Below are 23582 nucleotides of genomic sequence, written 5' to 3' on the forward strand. Positions count from 1 at the left end.
CTTTATTCTAAAACTGATAGGCTGTAATTTTGGGATCATTGATGAGACTTCTTACCACCTCATCGTGTTTTGTATGCTTCCCCGTAAGTCTCCATGTTATGGAAAGATTTCCCTGCGTATACTGCATTTTCAGCATAAAATATTTCAGATGATGCTCTTCAAATATTTTTTCGCAGTGTTTAATATCTTCTGATCCTATGACCGTTATTCTATATTCCCTGATTTTATGGCTGCTGTCTATAAAATTCTGAAGATAGATCAGCGCACTCAGGATCAAAATGACCAACCCTGTTCCCAGAAGAGAAAGATAGACATATCCTGAACCTACAGCCATTCCTATTGAGGCAGTGGCCCAAATGGTGGTTGCCGTTGTGATTCCATCGATTTTATTGTCCCCTTTAAAAATTACGCCTGCTCCCAGAAAACCTATTCCGGTAATAATATTAGCCGCAAGACGGTCGGGATTTTGTACTCCTATTTTAATGGAAAGGATGGTAAACAGGCAGGATCCGAAACACACCAGAATAAAGGTCCGAAGGCCTGCAGATTTATTCCGGTATTCCCGTTCTGCACCAATCAACAGTCCTAAAAGAACGGAGATCAATATCAGCAACAGCTCGTTTTGGACTGCATAATGATCCTGAAGAAATTCCATTGTATATCAATTTTACCTGAATAAAATTACGATAAAAAAGTTGATCTCCCTATTTTTTGAGATCCCGACTTTATCCTGTTCAAATTCTCATTTAAAAGAAAAGTTTTGTAATATTACATTTTAATACCAATAAAAACATTCACCATGGCTCCTCTATTTTTTGCAACCCCTGAAGAATTTAGAAAATGGCTGGGAGAGCATCATATGAAAGAAAAGGAAGTTCTGGTAGGTTTTTATAAAAAAGGTACTGGAAAAGCTTCTATGAACTGGTCTGAGTCTGTGGATCAGGCTTTATGTTTCGGATGGATAGATGGAGTCAGAAGATCCATAGATGCCGAAAGTTATTATAATCGGTTTACTCCAAGAAAACCGAACAGCAACTGGAGCATTATCAATATTAAAAAGGTTGAAGCACTAACAAAAGCAGGACTTATGACTCCTGAAGGGCAGAAAGCATTTGAAGCAAGAAAAGAGGACAAAACAGGAATTTATTCGCATGAGAATGACCAGATCATTCTTGATCCCGCGTATGAACACCAGTTTAAAACCCATCAGAATGCCTGGGATTTTTTTGAAAAGCAGGCCCCGTCTTATAAAAAGACTATCATTCATTGGCTGATGAGTGCCAAACAGGAAAAAACAAGGCTTTCAAGACTGGAAAAGGTTATTAATGAAAGTGAACATTCGAGAAGATTACAATAAACATACGGTATACTTAAAAAATAATTTATGGAGAAAGAGATTTCACACTTTTGGTTGGGATATTTTAAAAATGAAGATGACTTTAATGATTTTGCTGAAGAAAACGAAAGTTATTATATAGAAGAAGAAAATGAAGACCTTTACGTCTCAAAATTTGCTGAATCACAGAAAATACAATGGTTTGACTATGATTTTCTGGAGTATGGTTTTGAAGATGAAAGCTTAGGCATTTATGAAAAATTTACAGATTATTCTTATGCCGATCAATGGCTTCCTATTGTTGAACAAAAGATCAACGAACTTGGTCTGGAAACTCCGGTGAATGCTATTATTTTCGCTAATAAACATGCCATTCCAAATCCTGTTTCTGTGAACGAGGAAGAGTATGCTTTATACTATATTGGAGAGATTGAATATAATATCTAGTCTTTTATTAAAAAGAATTCAATAAGGATCACAGGAATCTGCTGAAGGTTTTTGTGATCCTTTTTCTGTTTTTAAGTGCTTCCAGCTATTTATTTTTTTTAAGTATCTTAGGGTTAATAATTTATTGATGAAACAGGCTCTATTTATTTTACTGATCTTGTATGTATCTTTTGTTTCGGGACAGAAAAAGTGTACCCTAAAACTTGAATCTACTACCGCCAATCTGCAAAGTAAGGGGATTGTAGAGCTTTCCGTCACTAATGCAGGTAACAAGAAAGTCAAGATCAACAAAGATTTCTCAGCCTACAGAATGCAGCTTATAAAAATTACAGAAAATAGTCCCAACGCTGGAAACAAAATCAACTATACTGCTGACGTAGATTGTTTCAAGGACTGTATCAAAAGTACAGTAAAACTGAAACCCGGGCAGACTTTTACTTATACCATCCCTGTCAAAGAAACCATCCAGTATACTAGGCTGATCAATAAACGCACCTACAGTTTTTACCTATTTTTTGATCTTATAGATCTTACTTCAGAAGATTGTGCTACCTATGGATTAAAAGATCAGGAGGTTATTTATAGAAAAGTAAATCACGAATAGAATTCTACTACTTCTTATCCTCTTTTTTGTTTTTTTAAGCTCAAAGTATTGAAATTATAAACCGTTTATCTATTAGTATCGGCAGAAAACCTTATTTTTAAATGAGTAAAGTTCTCTGATATGTACAAAAAACTTCTTATCATCAATTTAGCTGTCATACTGCTGGTGACTGCCGTGTATATAGCATGCTTTTATTTTATGAATTATCCTATGCAGTTTAATCTGTGGTACATGATTAAAGAGTGCCAGCTCCAGTACCTGCCAGCCATTTTTGCGGTGACTGCATTGGCTTCTTATCTGGTGAGTAGTTTGGATTTTAAAAAATTAAACTTTAAAAGTAAATTTTTAAGTGTGTTTCCGCTTCTCAATACTCTGGCTCTGGCATTTTTTGTTTACATAGCTGCCGATGGATTTATAAAGAACAAAATAGAACTCAGAAAGCTGGAGGATTATTATACTAAGGAAGCTGAAAAAGATATTAGAAAAGGCCAGATTGTGATTAGATATGCAGGTGGATTGTCTCTTTCTATTAATGATGAAAAAACAAATAAAAAGATAGACAGTATCTATAAAAGATATGGTATTGTTTATAAAAACACAGGATGTATCATTGATCGAATTGATAGAGAAGCTCAGGAAAAATATAGTGAATTGACCCATCCTTACCTTGACAGAAGGAATGGAAAAGGTTGGGAGGGAAGAATGGAAAAAGAAATTCATGATCTGAAGAAAATATCTAAAAAATAAGAGACAGTATGGCTTTAGCAAAAAAAGGACTGCGGAAAATTGTCATCGATGATCAGGTTTTTTACTGGAAAATAAGAAAGATTGTTTCCCATAACGAAAAACATAATGAATACTATGGAATTCCTGTACAGCATGAAAGTGAAGGACAACTTCTGCTCATATATACAGGTTTCTGCAGATCCATCGATCTACGGTCGAGAATCGATGAATATTACTCCAAAACTCATCAAATCCAAAATAATGAAAGCTATTGATCTGGGATGGAAATTTGAACAACCCGGGAATACAATAAAGCTCGTAAACTGAGAATTGATCAGCTGATGAAATATTCATTTCAAATTCATTAACCATTTTCAACTTCAAAAATTAAAAGTATTTTTACAGTCAATGAATATTTACTCTGCCCTTCAGATGGGAGATTATCATACCCATCACTGTGAAGACGATTTGTTAATAAAGAAAATTGGCTCCGATCAATTGATATGTGCCATAATGGACGGCTGCTCTACGGCAATGGACAGTCACTTCGCCTCAACCCTTATTGGAAAGCTTCTGCGAAAAACGGCAGTCGAAAAAGGCTACAAAGATCTTTACGAAAACAGCGGTACAAAAAGCCTGGATGAAGAATTAAAAGAAATTGTACGGAATCTATTCAAAGAGTTGGTCTTTGTTAAAAACCGCCTCATGCTGGATGAAAAAGAACTGTTGTCCACGCTCGTCATTCTTCTCTATAACAGCAAGGAAAATAAGGGTGTTGTTTTATCAATCGGAGACGGAGTGATCTGTATTAATGGCAAAATAACGGAATTTGACAGAGATAATAAGCCAGATTACTTAGCATATCATCTTCATGAAGATTTTGAAGAATGGTATGCTCATCAACATCAAAAAATATTTTTTGATCATCTGAGTGACATTTCTATTGCGACTGACGGTATTCTGACCTTTACCAAAATCAAAAAAACGGATAACGAGGAACAAATAAATGTTCCTGAATATCTGATGACCGATCAATCTTATCATGAAACCGAAGAAATGCTCAACAGAAAACTCAAAAAACTTGAACATCATTATGGATTAAAACCAACGGATGATTTTGCTATGATCAGAATTATACGGGAACATTAACATATCCTTTAACAAAAAATAGATTTACAAAACACGTAAAATAAAAAACATTGAAAAAATTATTTCTCTACTGGCTACATTTCTTCTTCTCTATTCCTGTAAAAAAGATGAAAAATCAAGCGTGGATCAGAAAAACGATGCTGCGAAAGAAAAAAAGATTTTTATTTGAAAAAACTTCTCCGGATGACGTGATACGAAAGGCGTATGATTCTGTCCATGAATAAATATCATTTTTATTCATCAGTCTGTTAAAATAGAAACTTCCGCCCAACAGCGGAAGTTTGTTTATATAAGTTTGAATCTATATTGATGACTCTAAGCGGAGAAATATTATTCTATAATTTCCCATTGATCATTGTCATACTCATAGAGTTTTACCGTCTTTTTGCCGTTAATATATTGTTTTACCCTAACCTGATGTCCTAGAAGATTTTCAAAATCAAAAAATACCCGGTCCATTCCGGGTTCATAAGCTATATTCAGCGGCTCTGCATTTTTTTAGAATAATAATAAAATTCTTCGCCGGTATTTTTTATAATTCCTGTTTTAAATTTACGGAACATCTCATTTTTAGATTCGTCGTCAGCATAAAAACCTGCATTATATCCAAATCCGCTTCCTTTTTTTGAAGGAATAATAATTTTATCCTTAAATTTCTTTCCGAGATAAATAAGATCATCAGCAGTCCAATTATTACGGTTATAAAAAGGATCTTTCAAATTGTATTCGCTGATACATTCAAAACCATTCAATTCGTCGCACACAAACCGAGAATAAGCATAAATAAAATTAATATATTTTCTTGTGAACTGACGTTTATCCAAATCATTAATCAGGGTTCTCGTCAAGAGATCAAAATCCATTTCATCAGCTTCAGCTTTGAGCTTATTGTATTCAATCTTATGCTTTCTATTCATTTTAGCTAAAATCAAGCGTATCCCGCCGAGTTGCCTGCGAAAACACCTGAAAAGGAACCAAAAAAAGCAGATACAGAATTTTCATAAAATTTTTATTAATGCGCTTCCAGCCAGTTATTCCCGACTCCCACTTCTACCAATAACGGCACCTGTGTTTCTAAAGCGCGTTCCATTTCGGTTTTGATTAGTTTTGAAGCGGTTTCAATTTCGTCAATCGGAGCCTCAAATACCAATTCGTCATGTACCTGAAGCAGCATTCTGGTTTTTAACTGCTGTGCCTCTAACTCTTTATCGATTTTGATCATGGCAAGCTTGACAACATCTGCCGCACTTCCCTGAACCGGTGCATTCACAGCATTTCTTTCTGCATGACCTCTTACCACGAAGTTATTGGAATTGATATCTTTCAAATGACGTTTTCTTCCTAAAATGGTTTCCACATACCCTATCTGGCGGGCTTTGCTTACCTGTTCTGCCATGTATTCCTTTAGTTTAGGATAAGTCTCAAAATAAGCTTCGATCATCTGTTTAGCTTCGGTTCTTGATAATCCGGTCTGTTCTGCCAGGGCAAATGCTCCCTGACCATAGATGATTCCGAAATTCACGGTTTTTGCCTGGCTTCTCTGGGTTTTGGAAACCTCTTCCAAAGGAATTTTGAATAGTTTGGCAGCCGTAGATGCGTGGATATCTTCTCCGTCCTGGAAAGCTTTGATCATATTATCTTCTCCTGAGATTTCGGCAATCAGTCTAAGCTCAATCTGCGAGTAATCGGCAGAGATGATCTTTTTTCCTTCTCCAGAAACAAAAGCTCCTCTGATCTGTTGCCCACGAAGCGTTCTGATCGGGATGTTCTGAAGGTTCGGGTTTACGCTTGCCAAACGGCCTGTAGCAGCCGTCGTCTGGGAGAAATTAGTATGAACCCTGCTGTCGTATTTATCGATCTGTGAAGGCAATGCATCCACGTAGGTCGATTTTAATTTCTGATAGGTTCTGTATTCCAGAATATGCTTGATGATCTCATGTTTCGAAGAAAGTTTCTGAAGCACGTCTTCCGAAGTCGCATATTGTCCGGTTTTTGTTTTCTTGGCTTTAGGATCCAGCTGCATTTTTTCAAACAGGATCTCTCCAAGCTGTTTAGGTGAATTCATGTTGAATTCTTCTTCTGAAATTTCAAAAATTGTGGTTTCCAGCTGTCTTAGGTCGTTTTCCAGATCAATGCTTTCCTGTGCCAGCCATTTCTCATCCAGTGAGATTCCGGAAAGTTCCATTTTAGCAAGCACCTCCATCAGAGGCATCTCTATGTTGAAGAAAAGATCTTCTAAATTTTCTTTTTTAAGTTGTGGTGCAAACAGCTCATACAACTGGAAGGTTACGTCTGCATCTTCCGCCGCATAATCGGTCTGCGTTCTCAGGTCAGCATCTCTGAAGGTCCCCTGATTTTTCCCTTTCTTTCCGATAATGGTTTCAATGGAAACGGGTTTATAATTCAGATAAACTTCTGAAAGATAATCCATCCCGTGTCTTCCGTCCGGATTCAGCAGATAATGGGCGATCATGGTGTCAAACATGGCTCCTTTTACCGTAATATCGTACTGCTTTAATATTTTATAATCGAATTTTAAATTGTGAGCAATTTTCAGCAGATCTTCTTTCTCAAAGAACGGTCTGAAGATTTCCAGCGTCTGAAGTACTTCGCCTTTGTCCTCGGATAAAGGAATGTAGTAAGCGAGGCCTTTTTTATAGGAAAAACTCATTCCCACAAGTTCAGCTTCCAGTTCGTTCAGTGACGTGGTTTCTGTATCAAAACAGACTGCTTTCTGCTTTAATAAATTACTGACCAGAACTTTCTGTGCCTTGGGATTGTCTACGAATTGATACAGATGGTCGTTGTGTTCTATATTAGATTTGGTAGAGGTAGCCTGGTCCAGTTCTTCAAAATTGGCAAACAGGTCAAGTTGCATAACCTGCCCTTTTATTTCAGCAACCGATGGTTTTTGTTTAACCTCTGCTTCATTGACAACGACTGTTTCCAGGGGTGCAGAAGCAAAAGCCCGGTAAAGGTTTTCGTACAACCTTCTGAATTCAATTTCGTCAAAAACTTCTTTTACTTTCTCGAAATCCGGTGTATCAAGATCGTATTGTTCCTGATGAAATTCTACAGGTGCATCACAGATAATGGTTGCTAATTTTTTTGATAAAATTCCGCGTTCTGCTGAAGCTTCTACTTTTTCTTTCAGTTTTCCTTTCAGCTTATCCGTATTCTGCAACAGGGTTTCGATATTACCGAATTCTTTAAGGAATTTCATAGCCGTTTTCTCTCCCACTCCATCCAATCCCGGGATATTATCTACAGCATCTCCCATCATGGCAAGGAAATCAATGACTTGTTTAGGATCTTCAATTTCGTATTTTGCTTTTACTTCTTCTACGCCTAAGATCTCAATATCCCCGCCTTTTAAACCGGGTTTATAAATCTTAATCTTATCGGTCACCAGCTGGGCAAAATCTTTATCAGGTGTAACCATAAATGTGGTGTAGCCTTCTTTTTCAGCTTTGCAGGCAATAGTTCCTATGACGTCATCTGCTTCATAACCTTCCACCCCTAAAATCGGGATATGCATCGCCTGAAGGATTCTGTGAATATATGGAATAGCAATTTTGATGGCTTCAGGAGTTTCGCTTCTGTTGGCTTTATAGTCTGAATAATCATCAGTTCTTACACTTGCTTGTCCAACATCAAAAACAACCGCCAGATGGGATGGCTTTTCTCTTCTGATCAATTCTATCAAAGAGTTGGTAAAGCCAAAAATAGCAGAAGTATCCAGCCCTGTACTGGTGAGTCTCGGATTCCTGATCAATGCGTAATATCCTCTAAAAATCATTGCATAAGCATCAATAAGAAAGAGTCTTTTATCTTGTGTTGCGTCCATAATATCTATAATGAACAAATATAAGAAAATAGGAATATTTTCATGAGGTATAAGTGATGAATTATGAGGGATGAGTTTTAGAGTACGGTTTGAGTGTTTCAGGATGCGAGATCGTAGAGTTTGAAAGCACTGGGGTTTTACAGTGGATGAGTTCAGCGTTAATTATGGACGTTTTCTCTCTAAATAGTTGGGAAATTATTGAATCAATAATTTGAAAATCTCAAATCTCATGTCTGAAATCTGATGTCTACTATCTGGCATCTAAAAATCTTTATTCCTGGTTCTCGTTCATCATTGGTCATAAAAAAACAGAACAGCATTTCTGCTATTCTGTCCTAATGTTATTTTTTTATTAAAAGACTTGGATCTGTTAATTATTGACCTCCTGGCCACATTCCGCGGTACTCAGAGTTACCCAAAGTAATTACTTCTGCACTGATGACAAAGCTAATCAGCATACTGTTGCTGTCAATAGCATCGAAGTCTACTTCATGTTGGATTACATATCCGTTTTCCCACTTCAAAGTAGTTAATGTACCTTCTTCGTGAGATTTATTGAAAGTAACCTCACCTGTAGTAGGCTTGTATTTTCCGTTCAATAAACTTTCTAAGATATCAGATTTTTCAGTAGCTTCTACTGTTACTTTGATAAGGGCGTTAGAAGGATCTGATGCTACACGTCCTGAAACGTCTGTAGATCTAGATACGCTATAATTAAGTTTTAATAATTTTTGCTCTCCTCCGTTGTTGAATTTTAAGATTCCTCTTGAATTTGCTGCCATGATTGGTGTATTTAATTGTTATATAATATTGTGATTAGTGATTGATTACAGAACAAAGATAGACGCGATACCAGTAAAGAAAAAGTTTTTAAGTATAAATCTGAAATATTGTAGTAATACTACGATTTGATGTAGTAATTCTACGACTTTTGATTTAACATAATGCTTTAAATGCTTATTTGTAAAAGGTTTACTGTTGTTTTAAAAAGCAATAGGAGCTATTGTTTTACACTATTAAGGGAAATAGTACTGTAAATAAGAGGCTAAGGTTTAGAAAAGTCAAAGGCTAATTTTACTGAATAAATGAAATGCTTATCAACTATCATTCTTCTGATTTGAATACCAGTAACTGCTTTGAAAATTTCTCTTTCTTATTCTTACAAAATTTAATTCTTTTTGAGCTTCCTTTAGAAATCTTTTAAGATTCTCACCTTTTTCTACTTCATATAGACTTCTGTATTCAACGTCATTAATAAAAATATCATGACTGTTTTTCAAACAAAATCTAAAATAGACCTTTGAATTTTGCAATATGGTTGATTTTGTTTCATAATCATATGAGTAAAATCCTTTAACATCAGCCTTAGGATATTTTTCCTGCTTCCTGTTTCCTTTTTGTATGAAGAGATATTGATCATTAAACCAGATTTTCACCTGAACAGAAATAGCTTTTAAAATCAAATAGCAGGTCACGAAATAAAACAATGTAAAAATACTCACCAAAGAAAGCCTAAAACCACCTTTGAATAAAAAATAATACAAAGATGCATATAAAAACAGACATGGAATGATCACAAAAACCGTCCAGACGCTATGGTACGGCAAAACATTTTTAAATGTGAAGATTTTATTTTTTTTCATAAAGAATCTGAAATTTTAAATCATTCACTGAAAAGCATTATTTTTTTTCTATGAATTTTTCTTTTTTAAAATAAAAGTAAATAATTCTACTGTTTCTGTTGTAGTGATAAAGGATCATTTTAATATTATATGTATAGTAAAAAAGACCTTTTTGGGCTTATTTATCTTAAATAAGGATATAATTGTACTGTTGAAAATTATTTAAACCGACAACTATCAATTTATTAGTTTAAATTATATTTTATTAATAGCTCTTCAGCCTCCTGGTTACCTAATTTTGCGGCTTCTTGCAAATAAGTTTTAGCCTTATTATCTTCCTTGAGATTTAGATAGGTGCTACCTAAATTAAATAGTACATTCTGCTTTACCGGCACATTGGAATTATCCTTTAAATCTTCAAGGGTCAATAATAAATATTTTTCAGCTTCTTCAGGTTTATTGAGAATTAATTTGGTATGTCCTAAATATGGGTAAGCCTTTTTATTTCCTCTATCAGCTTCACTTTGTAATGATTGTTCTGCAGCTTCAAATTGCTTATTATTATAATAAGTCACTCCGTCTTTAAAGATTGCATCATTTCCTCTAAGAGCATCTTTCCCAATAACGTACAATAAAGATCCCGCAGCAATAAAAACAATAATTCCGATAAAAATTTTAAATGTCCCTTTCATTTTTTATTTATTAAATTATAAAACAATTCCACCTATTATAAAACGACTCAAAAGGTATATCAAAGGATAAAAACCAATTTTCAATGATTGATTATCAATCTTCAATGCATTACCAATTAAAACTAATATCAAAACCAAAATAAATATGAAAAGTGATTTATTAAACACATAATTATATAGTAGATCATATGTCTTTTTTGACTTTGAAGTTGGTGTGTTTATGCTGATCCCATATGCAGATTCAGATTGCTTATATTGACCTGATGAGATATCGCTATTCTTTAAATAGAAATAAATTCTATCCCCTGTTCTGGGTATTTTCTGAAGCCACCATCTCAAACTGTTTCTAAAATTACCCTGAATATTAAGATGCTTATTTTCATTATCTAAAATGACATCCAGATGCAATTCTGCATTTACATAACCTGTTTTTTTTGTAACGTTTACCACTTTACCAACCAGTAAACGATTATTATCATTGCTCTGAATAATTTTATATACACTTATAATTTCATAGATAAGAAAAGCTATAAAAGCTATAAATATAAAATATTTAACAAAATATACCATTTAAATCTGTTTTTCCATCACCGTTATTTTCGCTTTGGCATTTGCTTCTTCCTTTAAAGATTCTTTATATTCTTCAATAGGCTTTTCCAGCAACCAGTTCATCCCAATATTATAAACATCTATTGCCCATTCTAAAGGAGAAGGCCATGCATTTTTCATGGTTTCAAGACCCCGTGTTTTCAAATCACCTATATTTGTCCCATGAAGCTGTTGTCCAGTTTCATATCTGGATTCCACTCTATCAACATATGTTCCTGAAACATCAGACATATGCGTGGGATTGGGACTATCTGTAAGTACTTGAGGATTTAATTCACGAATCGCTCGTGGATCGCTCGTATTAGTATATTGTGGGTTTGATTCTGTGATGTTTGCATCTCTTGTATAAAGTCCCGCTTCTTGCCTGTGTTCCCAAATCTCATATTCCGAAGTTCTTGGATTATAGTTATCTTTAATACTTGCTGCATCTGCATAAGGATCAGAATCTCCAAATTTTGGGATCTGTGGTCCTGTAGATTGTGTTATTCTATCAATTTCTTCAATAGTTTTTCCTTCTGCATAATCATTTAGCCCAAATGCTTCATAAACACCGGGAACATGAAAATCTTTTCCATCACCTGTAAGTCCATCTGTAAATGGAACATCAAAACCACCTCCTTTTATAGCATCAACACTTTTACTTGCTCCATAACCCAAGCCCAACCAAGCTGCCCCCTCTCCTGCATATAAAAATGCGGCTTTAGATCCAAAAGTAGAATATAATAGTTTTGTATTGGCTAGAAATCCTGAACCTGCAGTTAGTACCGTAGCAACAGCACTGCTAAGAAGTGCAGATCCTAAAATAATACCTCCTACCTGGACTAACGTTTTATCCAAAACCAAATCAGTAAACTCATCTGCTGCTGCTTCTGAATAAAAGATCATGACATTTCCACCTAAAAAACATGGGATTTTTGATTGCTCAATTAGAGCTTTTTGTCCTTCGAACATTACTCTAGGATGCACAGGAATCCATTGCCCACCACTCGTAAGCATTGAACAAATACTTGGCATCAAAGCAGCTAAACCACCTACAACAGCTCCACCCGCAGCTGCGGTTGCTCCTACGGCCGCAGCTGCGGCAATACCTATAGTTCCTCCTGATAATATAGTCGCAGCTACAAATAAAGCTGCTGCAATAGCTCCAAGGATAGCGCCTGCAATAACCATTTTAGCACAAAAGAAATTCCCTTCAAATCTATCATTTATGGTTCCTGCAAGTTTTCCATTTACAATTTTTATTGTTGTCTGGCTCGTAACCTTCAGCTGTGACTTTTTCATTCCATCAGAACAAACTAAAAACACTTTATCTGGTACATATAATTGGCTCATAATCTTTAATTTAATAATTGAATTGTATAATCTGTCTGATGAAATAATTGTTCATTGGCTCTTTCCACACACTTAGCATTCAGATTAATAAGAATACCCTTTTCCTTATTATAATTGGCTTCAGAATTTATATTATAGTTATATGTAAAATCCTCACCAACAAGATCTTTATAATTAACCCAGTACTTCTTTTTTAATTCTAATTCATCATCATCAATGAAATGAATACCATTTTCCACTCTTACATTTTCATCTTCAAATATCCTTTGCTTATTTTTAAATGAAATTTTTGTTCCCTGAAAAAGTTTCGAATATAAATCTATTTTTCCTTTTTCATATTCTTCCGCAGCAGGCTTATTATAAATTTCATCAAAGAAAAGAAGATACAATACATTTCCCTGTAAACTTTTTTTAGTATCTGAAAACTCAGTATCTCCAGCTATAAAAATACCTTTCATTGATTCTTCATGTTGGTATTGGGCTAATTGGTTATTTCGTACTGAAAGCCATCTTTCAAATATTTCCTGTTGATTTACAACCTCTATAATTCTCCCATATTTATCAAGCTCTAGCGTTAGACGTTCAGTTGGATAATTAAACAACATGGAAAAATTAATCAGATTTGTTGTATTTGCAGGCTGATTTTTAACTTCATATGATACGGTCTCAATATCTATAATGATTTTATTTGGGGTAATATTTAAAATCCTATATTTCCAGACCATTTCAGTATTTGTATTTACAAAGCTTCTGTCATTTGCAATTAATTTCTGATAAATATTAATTTTATATTCAAATTCTTTATTGAGAATTTTGGTATTTAATTTCAGGATATTATTGGTTCCTAAATTCGGGTTATTCTCTATCAATACATATTGTAAATGTATAGGTATTTGATCTCCTAAGATTGTATTTGTAAGTCCACAATATCGATTATGAAAACTTTTCAAATCCTCAATAGTAATTTCTTGTTTTTGCGCTATAGAAAACAATGTATCCCCTTTCTGAACGGCATACTTTATATACTCCATTTCTTTGCTTAATTTATATCTACTTTTCCTCCCGTTATTGTCACATTACTATTAACAACCATTCCCGGACTTCCGGCTGCTTTACCAACATTAGTTGTAGAAGTACCTTCTATATTTACAGTTGCTGATTTTACCGTAATAGAAGAACCTGTAATTTCAATATAACTCTCACCAACTTTTAAAGTAACCTTTTGTGCTCCACTCAAATCAATTACACCGTCCTTCCCCATGGTAAGAATACTTTGGCCTTTACCTACATCTGTACAATGCTTTGTTCCTGCATTTACTGTATTATTTTTTCCAACATTTACTGTCTTATTATTATTGGCATTGGTTTCAGCATTTCCAGCTCCGTCAAAAAACATATTAGCTCCTCCCTGATCTTTCAGATTCATAGAGCCGGCTCCATTATCATATTTTAATTCTGCTCCGCTTCTTCCGCTAAAACTCATCACATTATTCCCTGCTCCTCCTCCAGCGCCAATACTTCCATGAAACATTCCACCCATCACGAAAGGACGGTCGGGATGCTGATGAACAAAATTGACGATGATCTGATCCCCTACTTCAGGAACAGACATAAAACCGCGGTTTTTGTTTACTTTATCACTGCTTCCGGCGTCAGGAGACATCACGCGGATAAATTCTGTAGTATCCTGTCCTGCCTGCCAGTCAAACTGCACTTTTACTCTTCCCTGGTTTAAAGGATCTGTATTGGAAGTTACTTTGGCAAATTGAGGTTCTGCTTTCGGGGTTTCAAATTCCGGACGGGGAATGAATCCCGTATCCGCTGCAATGGCTTCAAAAGTTCCGTCATAGTAACCTCTTGCATCTACTTCATGGGTAACCCCGATGATCATTAATTTGGTAAAATAGGCCGTATCACTGGTATCTGCTTTACGCATTTCAATATCTGCGGTACATCCCGGATATAAGAACGGAACCGTTGTAGTTCCTGAAGTAATAAAAACCTCCGATGCTTTACTTCCCGCTGTTCCTTTCTGAGAGGCATCAATATCCATAAAGGATGTGGCCTTGATAGGGGCAACTCTTAAAGAAGGGGTATTAAACGTCCTTTCTGATATTTCATAGGCACGTTTGGCAATATCTGAAGTATGACTGATCTTTGAGCTTCCGGTGGTCAGTTTTTCATTTTTACTGCTATTATAGCCATAAAAACTCGGACTTACATGCTGGGCTTTCATTTTGATGGCAATATCACTTACGCTGCTCCCATAAGTAAGCATGACCGGTTTTTCCTGTGGAGGAAGTTTCCCGAAATGCAGGACTTCACCATCATAATAAAACTGCTCACCATATGCTTCGGCAACTCTGGCCAGATAATTATAATGGGTTTCTTCATATTGAGAACTGTACGGAACATTTCCATACTGTGCATCTACCCTGAAATCAAATTTATTCTGTCCAAGGCCTTCTCTTATCACATGATCGGCAATACTATTCAGACTCACTTCCTGTCCGCCTCCGAAACTCTGGATATGTGGCGCTGCATCCAACAGAACTGTCGGACTGAAGCCTGTAAGAATGATGTTTCCAAGATTTCCTTTTTCCTGGCTGAAGCCTACTTCTGTAATAACTCCCACAAAATTACGCTCAGGTCCCTGTTCAATATCTTTATATTTAAATACGACCGTAATTCTTTTTCCTAAAAAATTCTGTGCCTCCTGTAGATTATGATTTTCTGCCCCTCCCAAAGTATCATGGGCGAGTGTCAAACTGAATTCATGGTGTTTTGAGGCACTCTGAGAAAGTTTAAAATGCTTAAAATGTTTGATTATTTGTCCTTCTATCACAATATCAAGCTTAACAACCCGGTTTATCCCCGCAATTAAGCTTTCAGGAATGGCCGCGGCATTGTGTATTTTGGAGGTGGGCTGTTTTGCCCATACCTTGCTTTCGGTAATGGAAGGATTATTAGGAACCAAGGTTTGGTTCATGAACATTTTAGAATTCTGTGTGGCACCGGAATAGATTTCCTGAGCCTTTTTTGCTGACTTTTTAACGGCTTCATCTGCTTTCTGAAGTTTGTCATTTACTTTTTGTACTGCAATATCTTCAGCATTGTTCAGCTGTTGTGAGTCCGCTATATTTTTTATACTGCCTTTAGGGCTTTGCATTTTTATCGACCGATCATCCTTAAACATAATGTGTGTTTTTTTGCTTAGATTATATAGTAAATTTAGATAGCTCCACGATGCTTACAGCGATTTGCAGCTAACTCTCCGTTCTTAATAACAGTTGGATAAGAACTTCGACAGAATCAGTTTTCAGGGTTATTCTTGTCTGAAAATGACAAAAAACAGAATAGTATATTCTTCCGAATACACTATTCTGCACCAATTTATTTTTACTAAGATGATTGTTCAGATTATTTTCCGTCTGAAGGCCACATTCCACGATACTCAGAGTTACCCAGAGTAATCACTTCTGCGCTAATGACAAAGCTGATCAGCATACTGTTTTCATCTACAGCGTCGAAATCTACTTCGTGCTGAATTACATATCCGTTTTCCCACTTCAAAGTAGTTAATGTACCTTCTTCGTGAGATTTGTTGAAAGTAACTTCTCCTACAGTAGGCTTATACTTTCCGTTCAATAAACTTTCAAGGATGTCAGACTTTTCAGTAGCTTCTACTGTTACTTTGATAAGAGCGTTAGAAGGATCTGATGCTACACGTCCTGAAACGTCCGTAGATCTTGATACACTGTAATTAAGCTTTAATAATTTTTGCTCTCCTCCGTTGTTGAATTTTAAGATTCCTCTTGAATTTGCTGCCATGATTTGTAAATTTTAATTGTTAATATTTTGTGATTTGGTGATTGATTACATAGCAAATATATAACGTCGTGTTTTGATAAAAAAGCTTTTTGATATAAATCTGAAAATTTGTAGTAATTCTACGATTTGATGTCGTAATTCTACGATCATAGATTTAATGAACTCACGTAAATAATTGAATTTAAATAAATTAAAACTCTTAAAAAAGCCCCATTTAAACCTAAATTTTACACTTAATAGAGATATATAAGGGGTTTTCAGGACAAATTTATGATACTCTTAAAGCCTGTGATGCTATAAAAAAAGCCGTCACAAAAGTACGGCTATAAGTTTTTTTATGCTTGTTCAGGTTTACTGCTGTACACGGTTACCTTCTTTTATGGAACGTAAAAGAATTTTATTCTTCCTTAAAAGAAAGTCAGGCATAAGATCCGTTGGAAGATAAAGAGGGCTCTCGCCTTTCTTTTGCAGCTCATCTTCTATTCCCGGGTTCCAGGCCAGGATCTCATTCACCTGTACTTTCAATTCATCTGCGATAATGCCTAGATTAAATCCCGCATTAATCTCTGTTTCCTGAAGAGATACCTCTGCATTTCTACCGCTGCCTCCTTCAGTAAAGAAAACTTTATTAAGCCTTGAAGAATTATAGTTACTCAAAACACTTTGCAGCTCACCCGTTGCGTAGCATGCATTAAGGTATTTTTTCACATGGTTAATGGTTTCTCCCGGAAGGTATTTGGAAAATATATGATACTGTGTGGAGCCTGCGGACTCCATGGCTTTGGCAATATTTCCTTCACCACAGTTATAAGCTGCTACGACCGTAATCCAGTCACCGTACTTTCTGTAGAGATTAGCCAGCGAAACTACTGCGGTCTTGGTACTTTTATATACGTCCGTCCGGTTCTGCTCTGTAAGGCCGTATTGGTTGGCATGTGCAGTCATGAACTGCCATATTCCTACGGCTCCCGCTCCTGAGGTAATATTTCTGTTAAAATGCGACTCAATGAGGGCCAGATTTCTTAAATGTTTAGGCAGGCCTTTCTGTACCAAAGAATATTCGATGAATTCAACGATCTCCTTATTGGCATTTATAATGTCATTGTATTTTTTCACACTGTTTTCCGACGTATCGGAGGCAGCAAGAAATTGTCCGTTTACCATTACAAAACTTCCGGCCAACATCAATCCTGTAAAGATATTTCTGAATATTGTTTTCATTTTAATTCTTTATGTTTATGATCAAAGGAAGCTGATAAGTCTACAGGCAAATTTGCTTTGGGACTTACCAGATTTCTTTGTTTTATGGTTAATCTACCTTCCAGCTTATTTTTTCTTCCTCGCTGTTCCAGTCTACGTGAAGGGTCTGCCCGGATTTCACTTCTTCTCTCACGATCATTTTGGAGATCGGTCTTGCCAGCTGAGCACGAATCACTCCCGAGATCTGTCTTGCTCCGTATTTGCTGCTGAATCCTCCCAGGGCAAGATTTTTCACCGCTTCGTCTGTGATCTTTAAACTCATCCCCAATCTTGTAAGTGAGGTATGAAGTGATTTCAGCTGGATATTGAAAATCCTTTCCGCAATAGATTCCGTAATCGGTGCGAAAGGAATGATCTCTGTAATCCTTGCTAAAAACTCCGGTCTGAATCTTCCTGAATTGGACATGATCTGCATCAGTGAGGATGATTCCGGAACTTTTCCTTCTTCAAACTGTTTTACAATCTCTTCACTTCCTATATTTGAAGTAAATAATATGATTGCATTGCTGAAATCTCCCTCTTTTCCAAGTTTATCATGAACTTTTCCTTCATCCATGATCTGTAAGAATACATCAAAAACGGAATGGTGGGCTTTTTCAATTTCATCAAATAAAACAACGGTATAAGGTTGCTGTCTGATTTTATTGACCAGCATTCCTCCTTCTTCATACCCTACATATCCAGGAGGCGCTCCATACAGTAATGCTGCTGAATGTTCTTCTTTAAATTCGGACATATCGAAACGAACCATCGCTTTCTCATCGTTGAAAAGCAATTCTGCCATAGATTTTGCCAGCTCGGTTTTCCCTGTTCCCGTAGGTCCCAGAAGAAAGAATGATCCGATAGGCTGTCCTGGTTTGTTAAGTCCGCTTCGGTTTTCAACAATGGCATCCGACAGAATTTTTAAGGCGTGGTCCTGCCCTACAACTCTGTTCAATAAAAGGGATTCCATATTCAGAAGTTTTTCTTTTTCCTGAGCCTGAATTTTTCCGATCGGGATATTTGTTTTTGCCGCCATCACTGCTGCCAGCTCCAGACGGTCTACTTTTTCTCTTTTTTTGGCGGCATGCTGTAAAAGCTCTGCATAAGTGTCATCAATGATTTTATGGATCTGGTCAACAGGCATGGAGTTGTCGATAGTCGGTTGCTCACTTAATGATCCCCAAAGAATTGGACTTATTTTATCTCTCAGAAGATTATAGTTCCAGATCAGCTCATTCGCCTGATCTTTGGCGTCTATATATTCTTCCTTTAAAATTGTTTCGTAGGTTTCTTTCCAGCTTGCCAGTTCTTTTTCTGAAAGTTCGTCCAGCATTTTAATGGCAGCCATAGTCCGGTCTAACAGGTCAATTGCAGCATCAGGTAACTTTTTACCTTTTGCATATCTTTTGGCCAGACGTACACATTCGGGAATAGATGTTTTTTCTACTTCGATGCCGTGGTGTTTTTTATAGCCATCAAGAAGAACGTCAATCATTTTTACGCAAGTCTGCTCATCGGGCTCATTGACAGTCAATACTTCAAAACGACGGTTGAAAGCCTGTTCAGGTTCAATGATTTTTCTGTATTCTTCCTGGGTTGTCGCTCCGATTACGGTAATTTCGCCCCTTGCCAGTTCCGGCTTAAGGAGATTCGCCACGTTTCCTATACTTCCTTTTGGATCTAAAAGGGTATGAATTTCATCAATGAAAAGAACTGCTTTTTCAATTTTCTTACATTCATTGATAACTTTTTTCAGACGGTCTTCAATTTCACCTTTATAAGAAGTTCCTGCTAATAATGCGCCCGTGTCCAGTTCGAGAAGAGTGGCATTTTTAAGCATTTCAGGCACATTTCCTTTGGTAATTTCAGTAGCAAAGCCTTCTACCAAAGCTGTTTTTCCTACGCCTGGCTCACCAATAATAATCACATTGGGTTTACTTCTTCGGCAAAGAATTTCAACAAGCATTCTGAGTTCTTTATCTCTACCAATAATATTTTCCAGGTCTCCTTTTCTAGCCTGTGCAGTTCTGTCTACACAATAGCTTTTAATGGAAGGAAATGACGAATCTGTAAAATCTGATCCGTTTGAAAAAAGTGAAGAAAAATCACCGTCTTCAGATACGGCAAAAGGGGTATCTTTTCTATATAAATTGAAAATTTCATGTTCTCTCAAGGGAAGTGATTTCAGCTGTTGCAGTGAAAAAACAACCTGAGGTTTTACAATAGCGGTAAGGATACAAATAGGTGTAATCTCATCCAGCCCTAATTTTAAGCGGATATCGTCTGCTTCTTCAACAAGAGTGTCTACTGCCTCATCCTGACGCACCTCATCGGGAAGATGGGCTGTCTTTGGGTAATCTTCAATGCGGACATCTGCCCACTCATAAAAGTAGCCGGGATCTTTATCTATGCTTTTCAGAAATTCATTAAGACCGATATCTTTATGCATTAAGGCCTGTAAAATATGTGGTCCGCCGTAGGTTGCATTATAATTTTCCTTCGCTATCGACTGAGCAATATGAAATAGCTGTTTTACTGTTTCGTTGGTTACTAGTACTCCCATTTATAATTTTTCTAATATTAATATGTCTGTGTTCTTTATTGTTGTATCAGATTATTTGGTGTTATCTGTCAAAAAATACATCCTTACAAATATATCTTTTTTATGTAGAATGTATGTAGGGTTAAAGATAGTTAATTCTTTGATTAGAGAAGTAATAAGTTTTTTTGATGTGTTTTATTTTACCTTGTATATTTTTAATATTATGTCCACAAATCACTCTTTTCTTCTTTTCATCATAAAAACACTATTTATGACATTTTAGGCAAAAAAGACCGTCTTTAAGGGACGATCTTTTTTTATGAATGTTGATGTGTAAAGTGTGTCTTAGTTAGATGGCCAAAATCCGGTGTATTTGGAGTTGCCATAGTCAATTGTTTCTGCGCTTATTACAAAACTGATCAGCATACTGTTCTCGTCTACTGCGTCGAAACTTACCTGATGTTGGATTACATATCCATTTTCCCATTTTAAAGTGATCAATGTTCCTTCTTCGTGGGATTTGTTGAAAGTAACTTCTCCTGTTGTCGGCTTATATTTTCCGTTCAGTAAACTTTCCAAAATATCGGATTTTTCAGTAGCTTCAACTGTAATTTTGATCAGTGCATTAGACGGATCTGATGCTACACGTCCCGAAACATCTGTAGATCTGGATACACTGTATTTCAGTTTCAGTAATTTCTGTCCTCCTCCGCCATTGAATTTTAAGATTCCTCTTGAATTTCCCGCCATGATGGTAAACTTTAACCGTTATTAATATTTTGTGATGTGGTGATTGTTTAACAAATATAAAGCGCTTATTTCTATTCTGAAAACATTTGGATATAAATTTCAAAATTTGTAGTAGTTCTACGACTTTGGATTTAAAAATCCCCCTCAGAGATCATTAGCAGAGGCTTTGCAATTATCCTGATATATAGAAATAGTAAGAGATTTTACACTCATATGAGAAATAGACTCTATTTTGGGATGCTAAAAACGGATCCGAATGAGAAAGTTTGAAGGTTGATAAGGTTTAATGTTTAAGAATTTCGGTTACAAAATTGTTTAAATCTCACATTGTCTCAGTCTCAGTCTTAGTTTTAGTTTTAGTCTTAGTCTTAGTCTCAGATTTCCCATCAATAAAAAAAGCAGAAGTTGTACTCCTGCTTTTCATATGATAAAATTAATGATTAATGTTGGGTGTATTCCGGTGCCTCAACAGTCTGAGTGGTTGGCATAAAATATTCATTAAGCCAGTAGAAGGTTTGTCCGTTCTGCTGAATTTTCACTGCAGGATCATTTCTGTGGGAAAGCATTCTGTCGGCTAATTCTTTATAGTCCTTGAAATACTTTCTAACCCTTTCCTTTAGAACAATCTTCGGCTTTTTCCAGCCTTTCAGCTTGTATTTAGACATCAGTTCCTCTTCAGAGTTGTCGAAACCGGTACTTAATCCAACGGCATAAGACATTGGTTTTTCGTACAGTTCAGACTTATCCAGGAATGTTAAAGTAGGATTATATTTTTTCAGGAGCTTGATATATTCTTTAATCGCTCTTGATTGACTAAAATCTGCTTTTTCAGGTCCAGTCTTAAGATAAACTTCCGTGTAGAAGTTCTTTAAGTTATCATATTCCGTTTCAGAAATAAGGATTCCTTTTTCTATGCTCGGTTTAATGTCTTTTAAATCTTTCGGGATATATCCTTTTACCAGGAATGGATTTCCATAGTTGATCAGCTGTGCTGCAATTCCTGCGGAAACCGGATTGGTAAGACCCGGGAACAGATATTTATATTTCAGATCTACATCTGTTCTTCCTGCTCCAACAGAAGAGTGGAAATATTCATTAAGCGACTTGTCAATCGTTTGGTTATCTAAAGTAACCTGTGCAATAAGGCTGTCTACTGATTTTTTTAGGTAGCCCGGCGTTGCAATATCCCCTTTTTTAGGGAAAATAACAAATCCCTGAGACATACTCTGTTTTGGATAATCCAATGAGAAGAACCCAGCATCGCCCTCAATAAGGCTGAAGTTATTTTTAGTAAGAACATCACTTTGATTAATGATCTTCTCTTTTTTAAGTTCAGCAATATTTTTCGCTGTATTGGTCACTACATTTTCAGCCATCAATACAAAATCATTATACGTGTCAGATGATCTTGCGCTGGTCTGGAACATGATCAATCGGGCCTGTGCCTGTGTAAGAGAACTGATCACGCTGTACATATTTCCGCTCTGGTTGGCTGAAGTACCTACAGTCACTACAATATTGGTTTCATCCGGAACATTGGAGAGAAGGTTTCCGGCGGCAGTAAGAGCCTCCCCTACAGGCTGATACCCGCTGTTGCTTGTACAGTTCATTTCATTCGTCTTTTCAGTAATGAATGTGGTGATTTTGCTGTAATCCGGGCTTAAGTTTGAAACCAGAACATTTTCTCCGCATGGATTGTTTTTATACAGAACCACACCGTATTTTACGCCACTGAAATAAGAAGGTTTTTCAAATCTAAGCTGCAGATCCTGAAGAAGAGATTTTACAATGGGAGCGTAAGGTGCATTGGGAGCACTTACATCCAGGGCAAAAACAATATTAATATTCTTATCTCTTTCTGTGATCTCTCTGTAGCGATCAAAAATAATCTTTTCGCCCAGAACATTAAATATATAGTTTTTACTGTAATCTAAAACATTGGTAAAATACTTTGTTTTAGAATCAGGTGTCGGGGCTTCATTTAGCGCTAAACTTACCGGATAAATATTCTCAAGAGGGGTTCTTTTATGCGTGTCCGTAAGAAGAATTGCGGTTCTGCTATCTGAATCTGCTGCACCCGGATATCCTTCATGTATCCCCAAAGAAGAATCGGTTATTTTTGTATTATTATTAATTTTCACGGCAGAACGTTCACCCCATGCGGAGATTACGTTTGCGTTGACCCATCCGTAAAGATTCGTACTGATGCTGTCTATATCAACGGAAGGTTTTTTACCTACTAAAAACCGCTTATTATTTTCCGCCTGCTTATAGACGTATACCATCTGCCCGTTAGGAATTTTGACATTGGCCGTTTCTATAAGGCTTGGTGAATTGAACACCATAATAGAGTCATTTTTATAGTATCTCTCAGCACTTCTTATGACTTCGCTGTTATTCGGAACTACAGCTACTCTTACAGGATACCCTGTTTTTTCGCTTTTTAAAGAATTGTTCCATAGAAGAAGATCCGTTTCAGGGATCCAGCCATAGGTTTTAATGGATTTTGAAGAAACTTTTTTCATTAAAGCATCCGGAATATACTCCGCTACTTTTACCATTCCGTCTCTATGTTTCAGAACCATTAAAGGTTCAAGAAATTTAACTTCTTTGTAAGACTTCTCGTCACTTTTATCAAGATAGGCCGTATTTCTTGACCTATCTGAAATCACGATCCACGGAACTGATTTTTTAGGGTATCCGTTCACTACCGGTGAGTTGTCTACCTGCCCGTACTGTGACGGCTCAGGAGTTCTTTTAGAAGGCAGCTTCACCTGACAGCTCGTTATTAATACTGATAATCCGATATAATATGCTGCTAGAGGAAATTTATTTTTCATCCTATTTTATTTT

The 23582-nt window shown here is 36.2% G+C and carries 22 protein-coding genes; 7 read left to right on the forward strand and 15 right to left on the reverse strand.

Features of this window, described 5'->3' with window-relative positions:
* Positions 1 to 7: 7 nt before the first annotated feature.
* Positions 8 to 655, reverse strand: coding sequence for an MgtC/SapB family protein (locus NZD88_RS05005; RefSeq protein WP_259827885.1), 648 nt, complete (start codon positions 653 to 655; stop codon positions 8 to 10).
* Positions 656 to 799: 144 nt separating this feature from the next.
* Between NZD88_RS05005 and NZD88_RS05010 the strand changes: the two genes are divergently transcribed.
* The 7 genes from NZD88_RS05010 to NZD88_RS05040 all read left to right on the forward strand — a co-directional run bounded on the left by NZD88_RS05010 (position 800) and on the right by NZD88_RS05040 (position 4486).
* Positions 800 to 1357, forward strand: a complete 558-nt coding sequence (locus NZD88_RS05010) for a YdeI/OmpD-associated family protein (RefSeq protein ID WP_259827887.1) — start codon at positions 800 to 802, stop codon at positions 1355 to 1357.
* Positions 1358 to 1384: 27 nt separating this feature from the next.
* Positions 1385 to 1783: an immunity 22 family protein gene (locus NZD88_RS05015; protein WP_259827889.1), complete on the forward strand. Its 399-nt coding sequence runs from the start codon at positions 1385 to 1387 to the stop codon at positions 1781 to 1783.
* A 127-nt stretch (positions 1784 to 1910) separates the two neighbouring features.
* Positions 1911 to 2387: a hypothetical protein gene (locus NZD88_RS05020; protein WP_259827896.1), complete on the forward strand. Its 477-nt coding sequence runs from the start codon at positions 1911 to 1913 to the stop codon at positions 2385 to 2387.
* A gap of 120 nt (positions 2388 to 2507) precedes the next feature.
* On the forward strand, positions 2508 to 3134 hold the full coding sequence (locus NZD88_RS05025) for an FEKKY domain-containing protein (protein WP_259827898.1): 627 nt from the start codon (positions 2508 to 2510) through the stop codon (positions 3132 to 3134).
* An 8-nt stretch (positions 3135 to 3142) separates the two neighbouring features.
* Positions 3143 to 3388, forward strand: a complete 246-nt coding sequence (locus tag NZD88_RS05030; RefSeq protein WP_259827900.1) for a hypothetical protein — start codon at positions 3143 to 3145, stop codon at positions 3386 to 3388.
* Positions 3389 to 3521: 133 nt separating this feature from the next.
* Positions 3522 to 4262: a protein phosphatase 2C domain-containing protein gene (locus NZD88_RS05035; protein WP_259827901.1), complete on the forward strand. Its 741-nt coding sequence runs from the start codon at positions 3522 to 3524 to the stop codon at positions 4260 to 4262.
* 50 nt (positions 4263 to 4312) lie between these two features.
* Positions 4313 to 4486, forward strand: a complete 174-nt coding sequence (locus tag NZD88_RS05040; protein ID WP_259827902.1) for a hypothetical protein — start codon at positions 4313 to 4315, stop codon at positions 4484 to 4486.
* A gap of 255 nt (positions 4487 to 4741) precedes the next feature.
* On the opposite strand, the gene NZD88_RS05045 is transcribed toward NZD88_RS05040, so the two are convergent.
* The 14 genes from NZD88_RS05045 to tssR all read right to left on the reverse strand — a co-directional run bounded on the left by NZD88_RS05045 (position 4742) and on the right by tssR (position 23569).
* A complete protein-coding gene (locus tag NZD88_RS05045) occupies positions 4742 to 5179 on the reverse strand; it encodes a hypothetical protein (protein WP_259827904.1) in 438 nt (145 codons plus the stop codon).
* Between the two features lie 95 nt (positions 5180 to 5274).
* On the reverse strand, positions 5275 to 8109 hold the full coding sequence (gene polA / locus NZD88_RS05050; protein ID WP_259827906.1) for a DNA polymerase I: 2835 nt from the start codon (positions 8107 to 8109) through the stop codon (positions 5275 to 5277).
* A 374-nt stretch (positions 8110 to 8483) separates the two neighbouring features.
* Positions 8484 to 8891, reverse strand: coding sequence for a type VI secretion system tube protein TssD (tssD, locus tag NZD88_RS05055; protein WP_175550373.1), 408 nt, complete (start codon positions 8889 to 8891; stop codon positions 8484 to 8486).
* Positions 8892 to 9206: 315 nt separating this feature from the next.
* Complete coding sequence (locus NZD88_RS05060) at positions 9207 to 9752, reverse strand: hypothetical protein (RefSeq protein ID WP_259827911.1); 546 nt, start codon at positions 9750 to 9752, stop codon at positions 9207 to 9209.
* 224 nt (positions 9753 to 9976) lie between these two features.
* The gene (locus tag NZD88_RS05065; protein ID WP_259827913.1) at positions 9977 to 10423 is read right to left on the reverse strand and encodes a tetratricopeptide repeat protein; all 447 of its coding nucleotides are present in this window, start codon (positions 10421 to 10423) and stop codon (positions 9977 to 9979) included.
* Positions 10424 to 10438: 15 nt separating this feature from the next.
* The gene (locus NZD88_RS05070; protein ID WP_259827915.1) at positions 10439 to 10993 is read right to left on the reverse strand and encodes a hypothetical protein; all 555 of its coding nucleotides are present in this window, start codon (positions 10991 to 10993) and stop codon (positions 10439 to 10441) included.
* The gene (locus tag NZD88_RS05075) at positions 10994 to 12364 is read right to left on the reverse strand and encodes a PAAR-like protein (protein ID WP_259827917.1); all 1371 of its coding nucleotides are present in this window, start codon (positions 12362 to 12364) and stop codon (positions 10994 to 10996) included.
* 5 nt (positions 12365 to 12369) lie between these two features.
* Positions 12370 to 13395 carry a LysM peptidoglycan-binding domain-containing protein gene (locus tag NZD88_RS05080; protein WP_259827919.1) on the reverse strand — a complete coding sequence of 342 codons (1026 nt, stop codon included), beginning with the start codon at positions 13393 to 13395 and terminating at the stop codon, positions 12370 to 12372.
* A gap of 8 nt (positions 13396 to 13403) precedes the next feature.
* Positions 13404 to 15533 carry a type VI secretion system Vgr family protein gene (locus NZD88_RS05085; RefSeq protein ID WP_259827920.1) on the reverse strand — a complete coding sequence of 710 codons (2130 nt, stop codon included), beginning with the start codon at positions 15531 to 15533 and terminating at the stop codon, positions 13404 to 13406.
* 251 nt (positions 15534 to 15784) lie between these two features.
* A complete protein-coding gene (gene tssD / locus NZD88_RS05090) occupies positions 15785 to 16195 on the reverse strand; it encodes a type VI secretion system tube protein TssD (protein ID WP_259827922.1) in 411 nt (136 codons plus the stop codon).
* A gap of 351 nt (positions 16196 to 16546) precedes the next feature.
* Positions 16547 to 17416, reverse strand: coding sequence for a lytic transglycosylase domain-containing protein (locus NZD88_RS05095; protein WP_259827923.1), 870 nt, complete (start codon positions 17414 to 17416; stop codon positions 16547 to 16549).
* Between the two features lie 88 nt (positions 17417 to 17504).
* Positions 17505 to 20000: an ATP-dependent Clp protease ATP-binding subunit gene (locus tag NZD88_RS05100; protein ID WP_259827925.1), complete on the reverse strand. Its 2496-nt coding sequence runs from the start codon at positions 19998 to 20000 to the stop codon at positions 17505 to 17507.
* A 324-nt stretch (positions 20001 to 20324) separates the two neighbouring features.
* Positions 20325 to 20729, reverse strand: a complete 405-nt coding sequence (gene tssD, locus NZD88_RS05105) for a type VI secretion system tube protein TssD (protein WP_185194879.1) — start codon at positions 20727 to 20729, stop codon at positions 20325 to 20327.
* Between the two features lie 440 nt (positions 20730 to 21169).
* The gene (gene tssR / locus NZD88_RS05110) at positions 21170 to 23569 is read right to left on the reverse strand and encodes a type VI secretion system protein TssR domain-containing protein (RefSeq protein WP_259827926.1); all 2400 of its coding nucleotides are present in this window, start codon (positions 23567 to 23569) and stop codon (positions 21170 to 21172) included.
* Between the last annotated feature and the right edge of the window lie 13 nt (positions 23570 to 23582).

Origin of the sequence: Chryseobacterium pyrolae (assembly GCF_025153485.1) — a bacterium.
GTDB lineage: Bacteria > Bacteroidota > Bacteroidia > Flavobacteriales > Weeksellaceae > Chryseobacterium > Chryseobacterium antibioticum.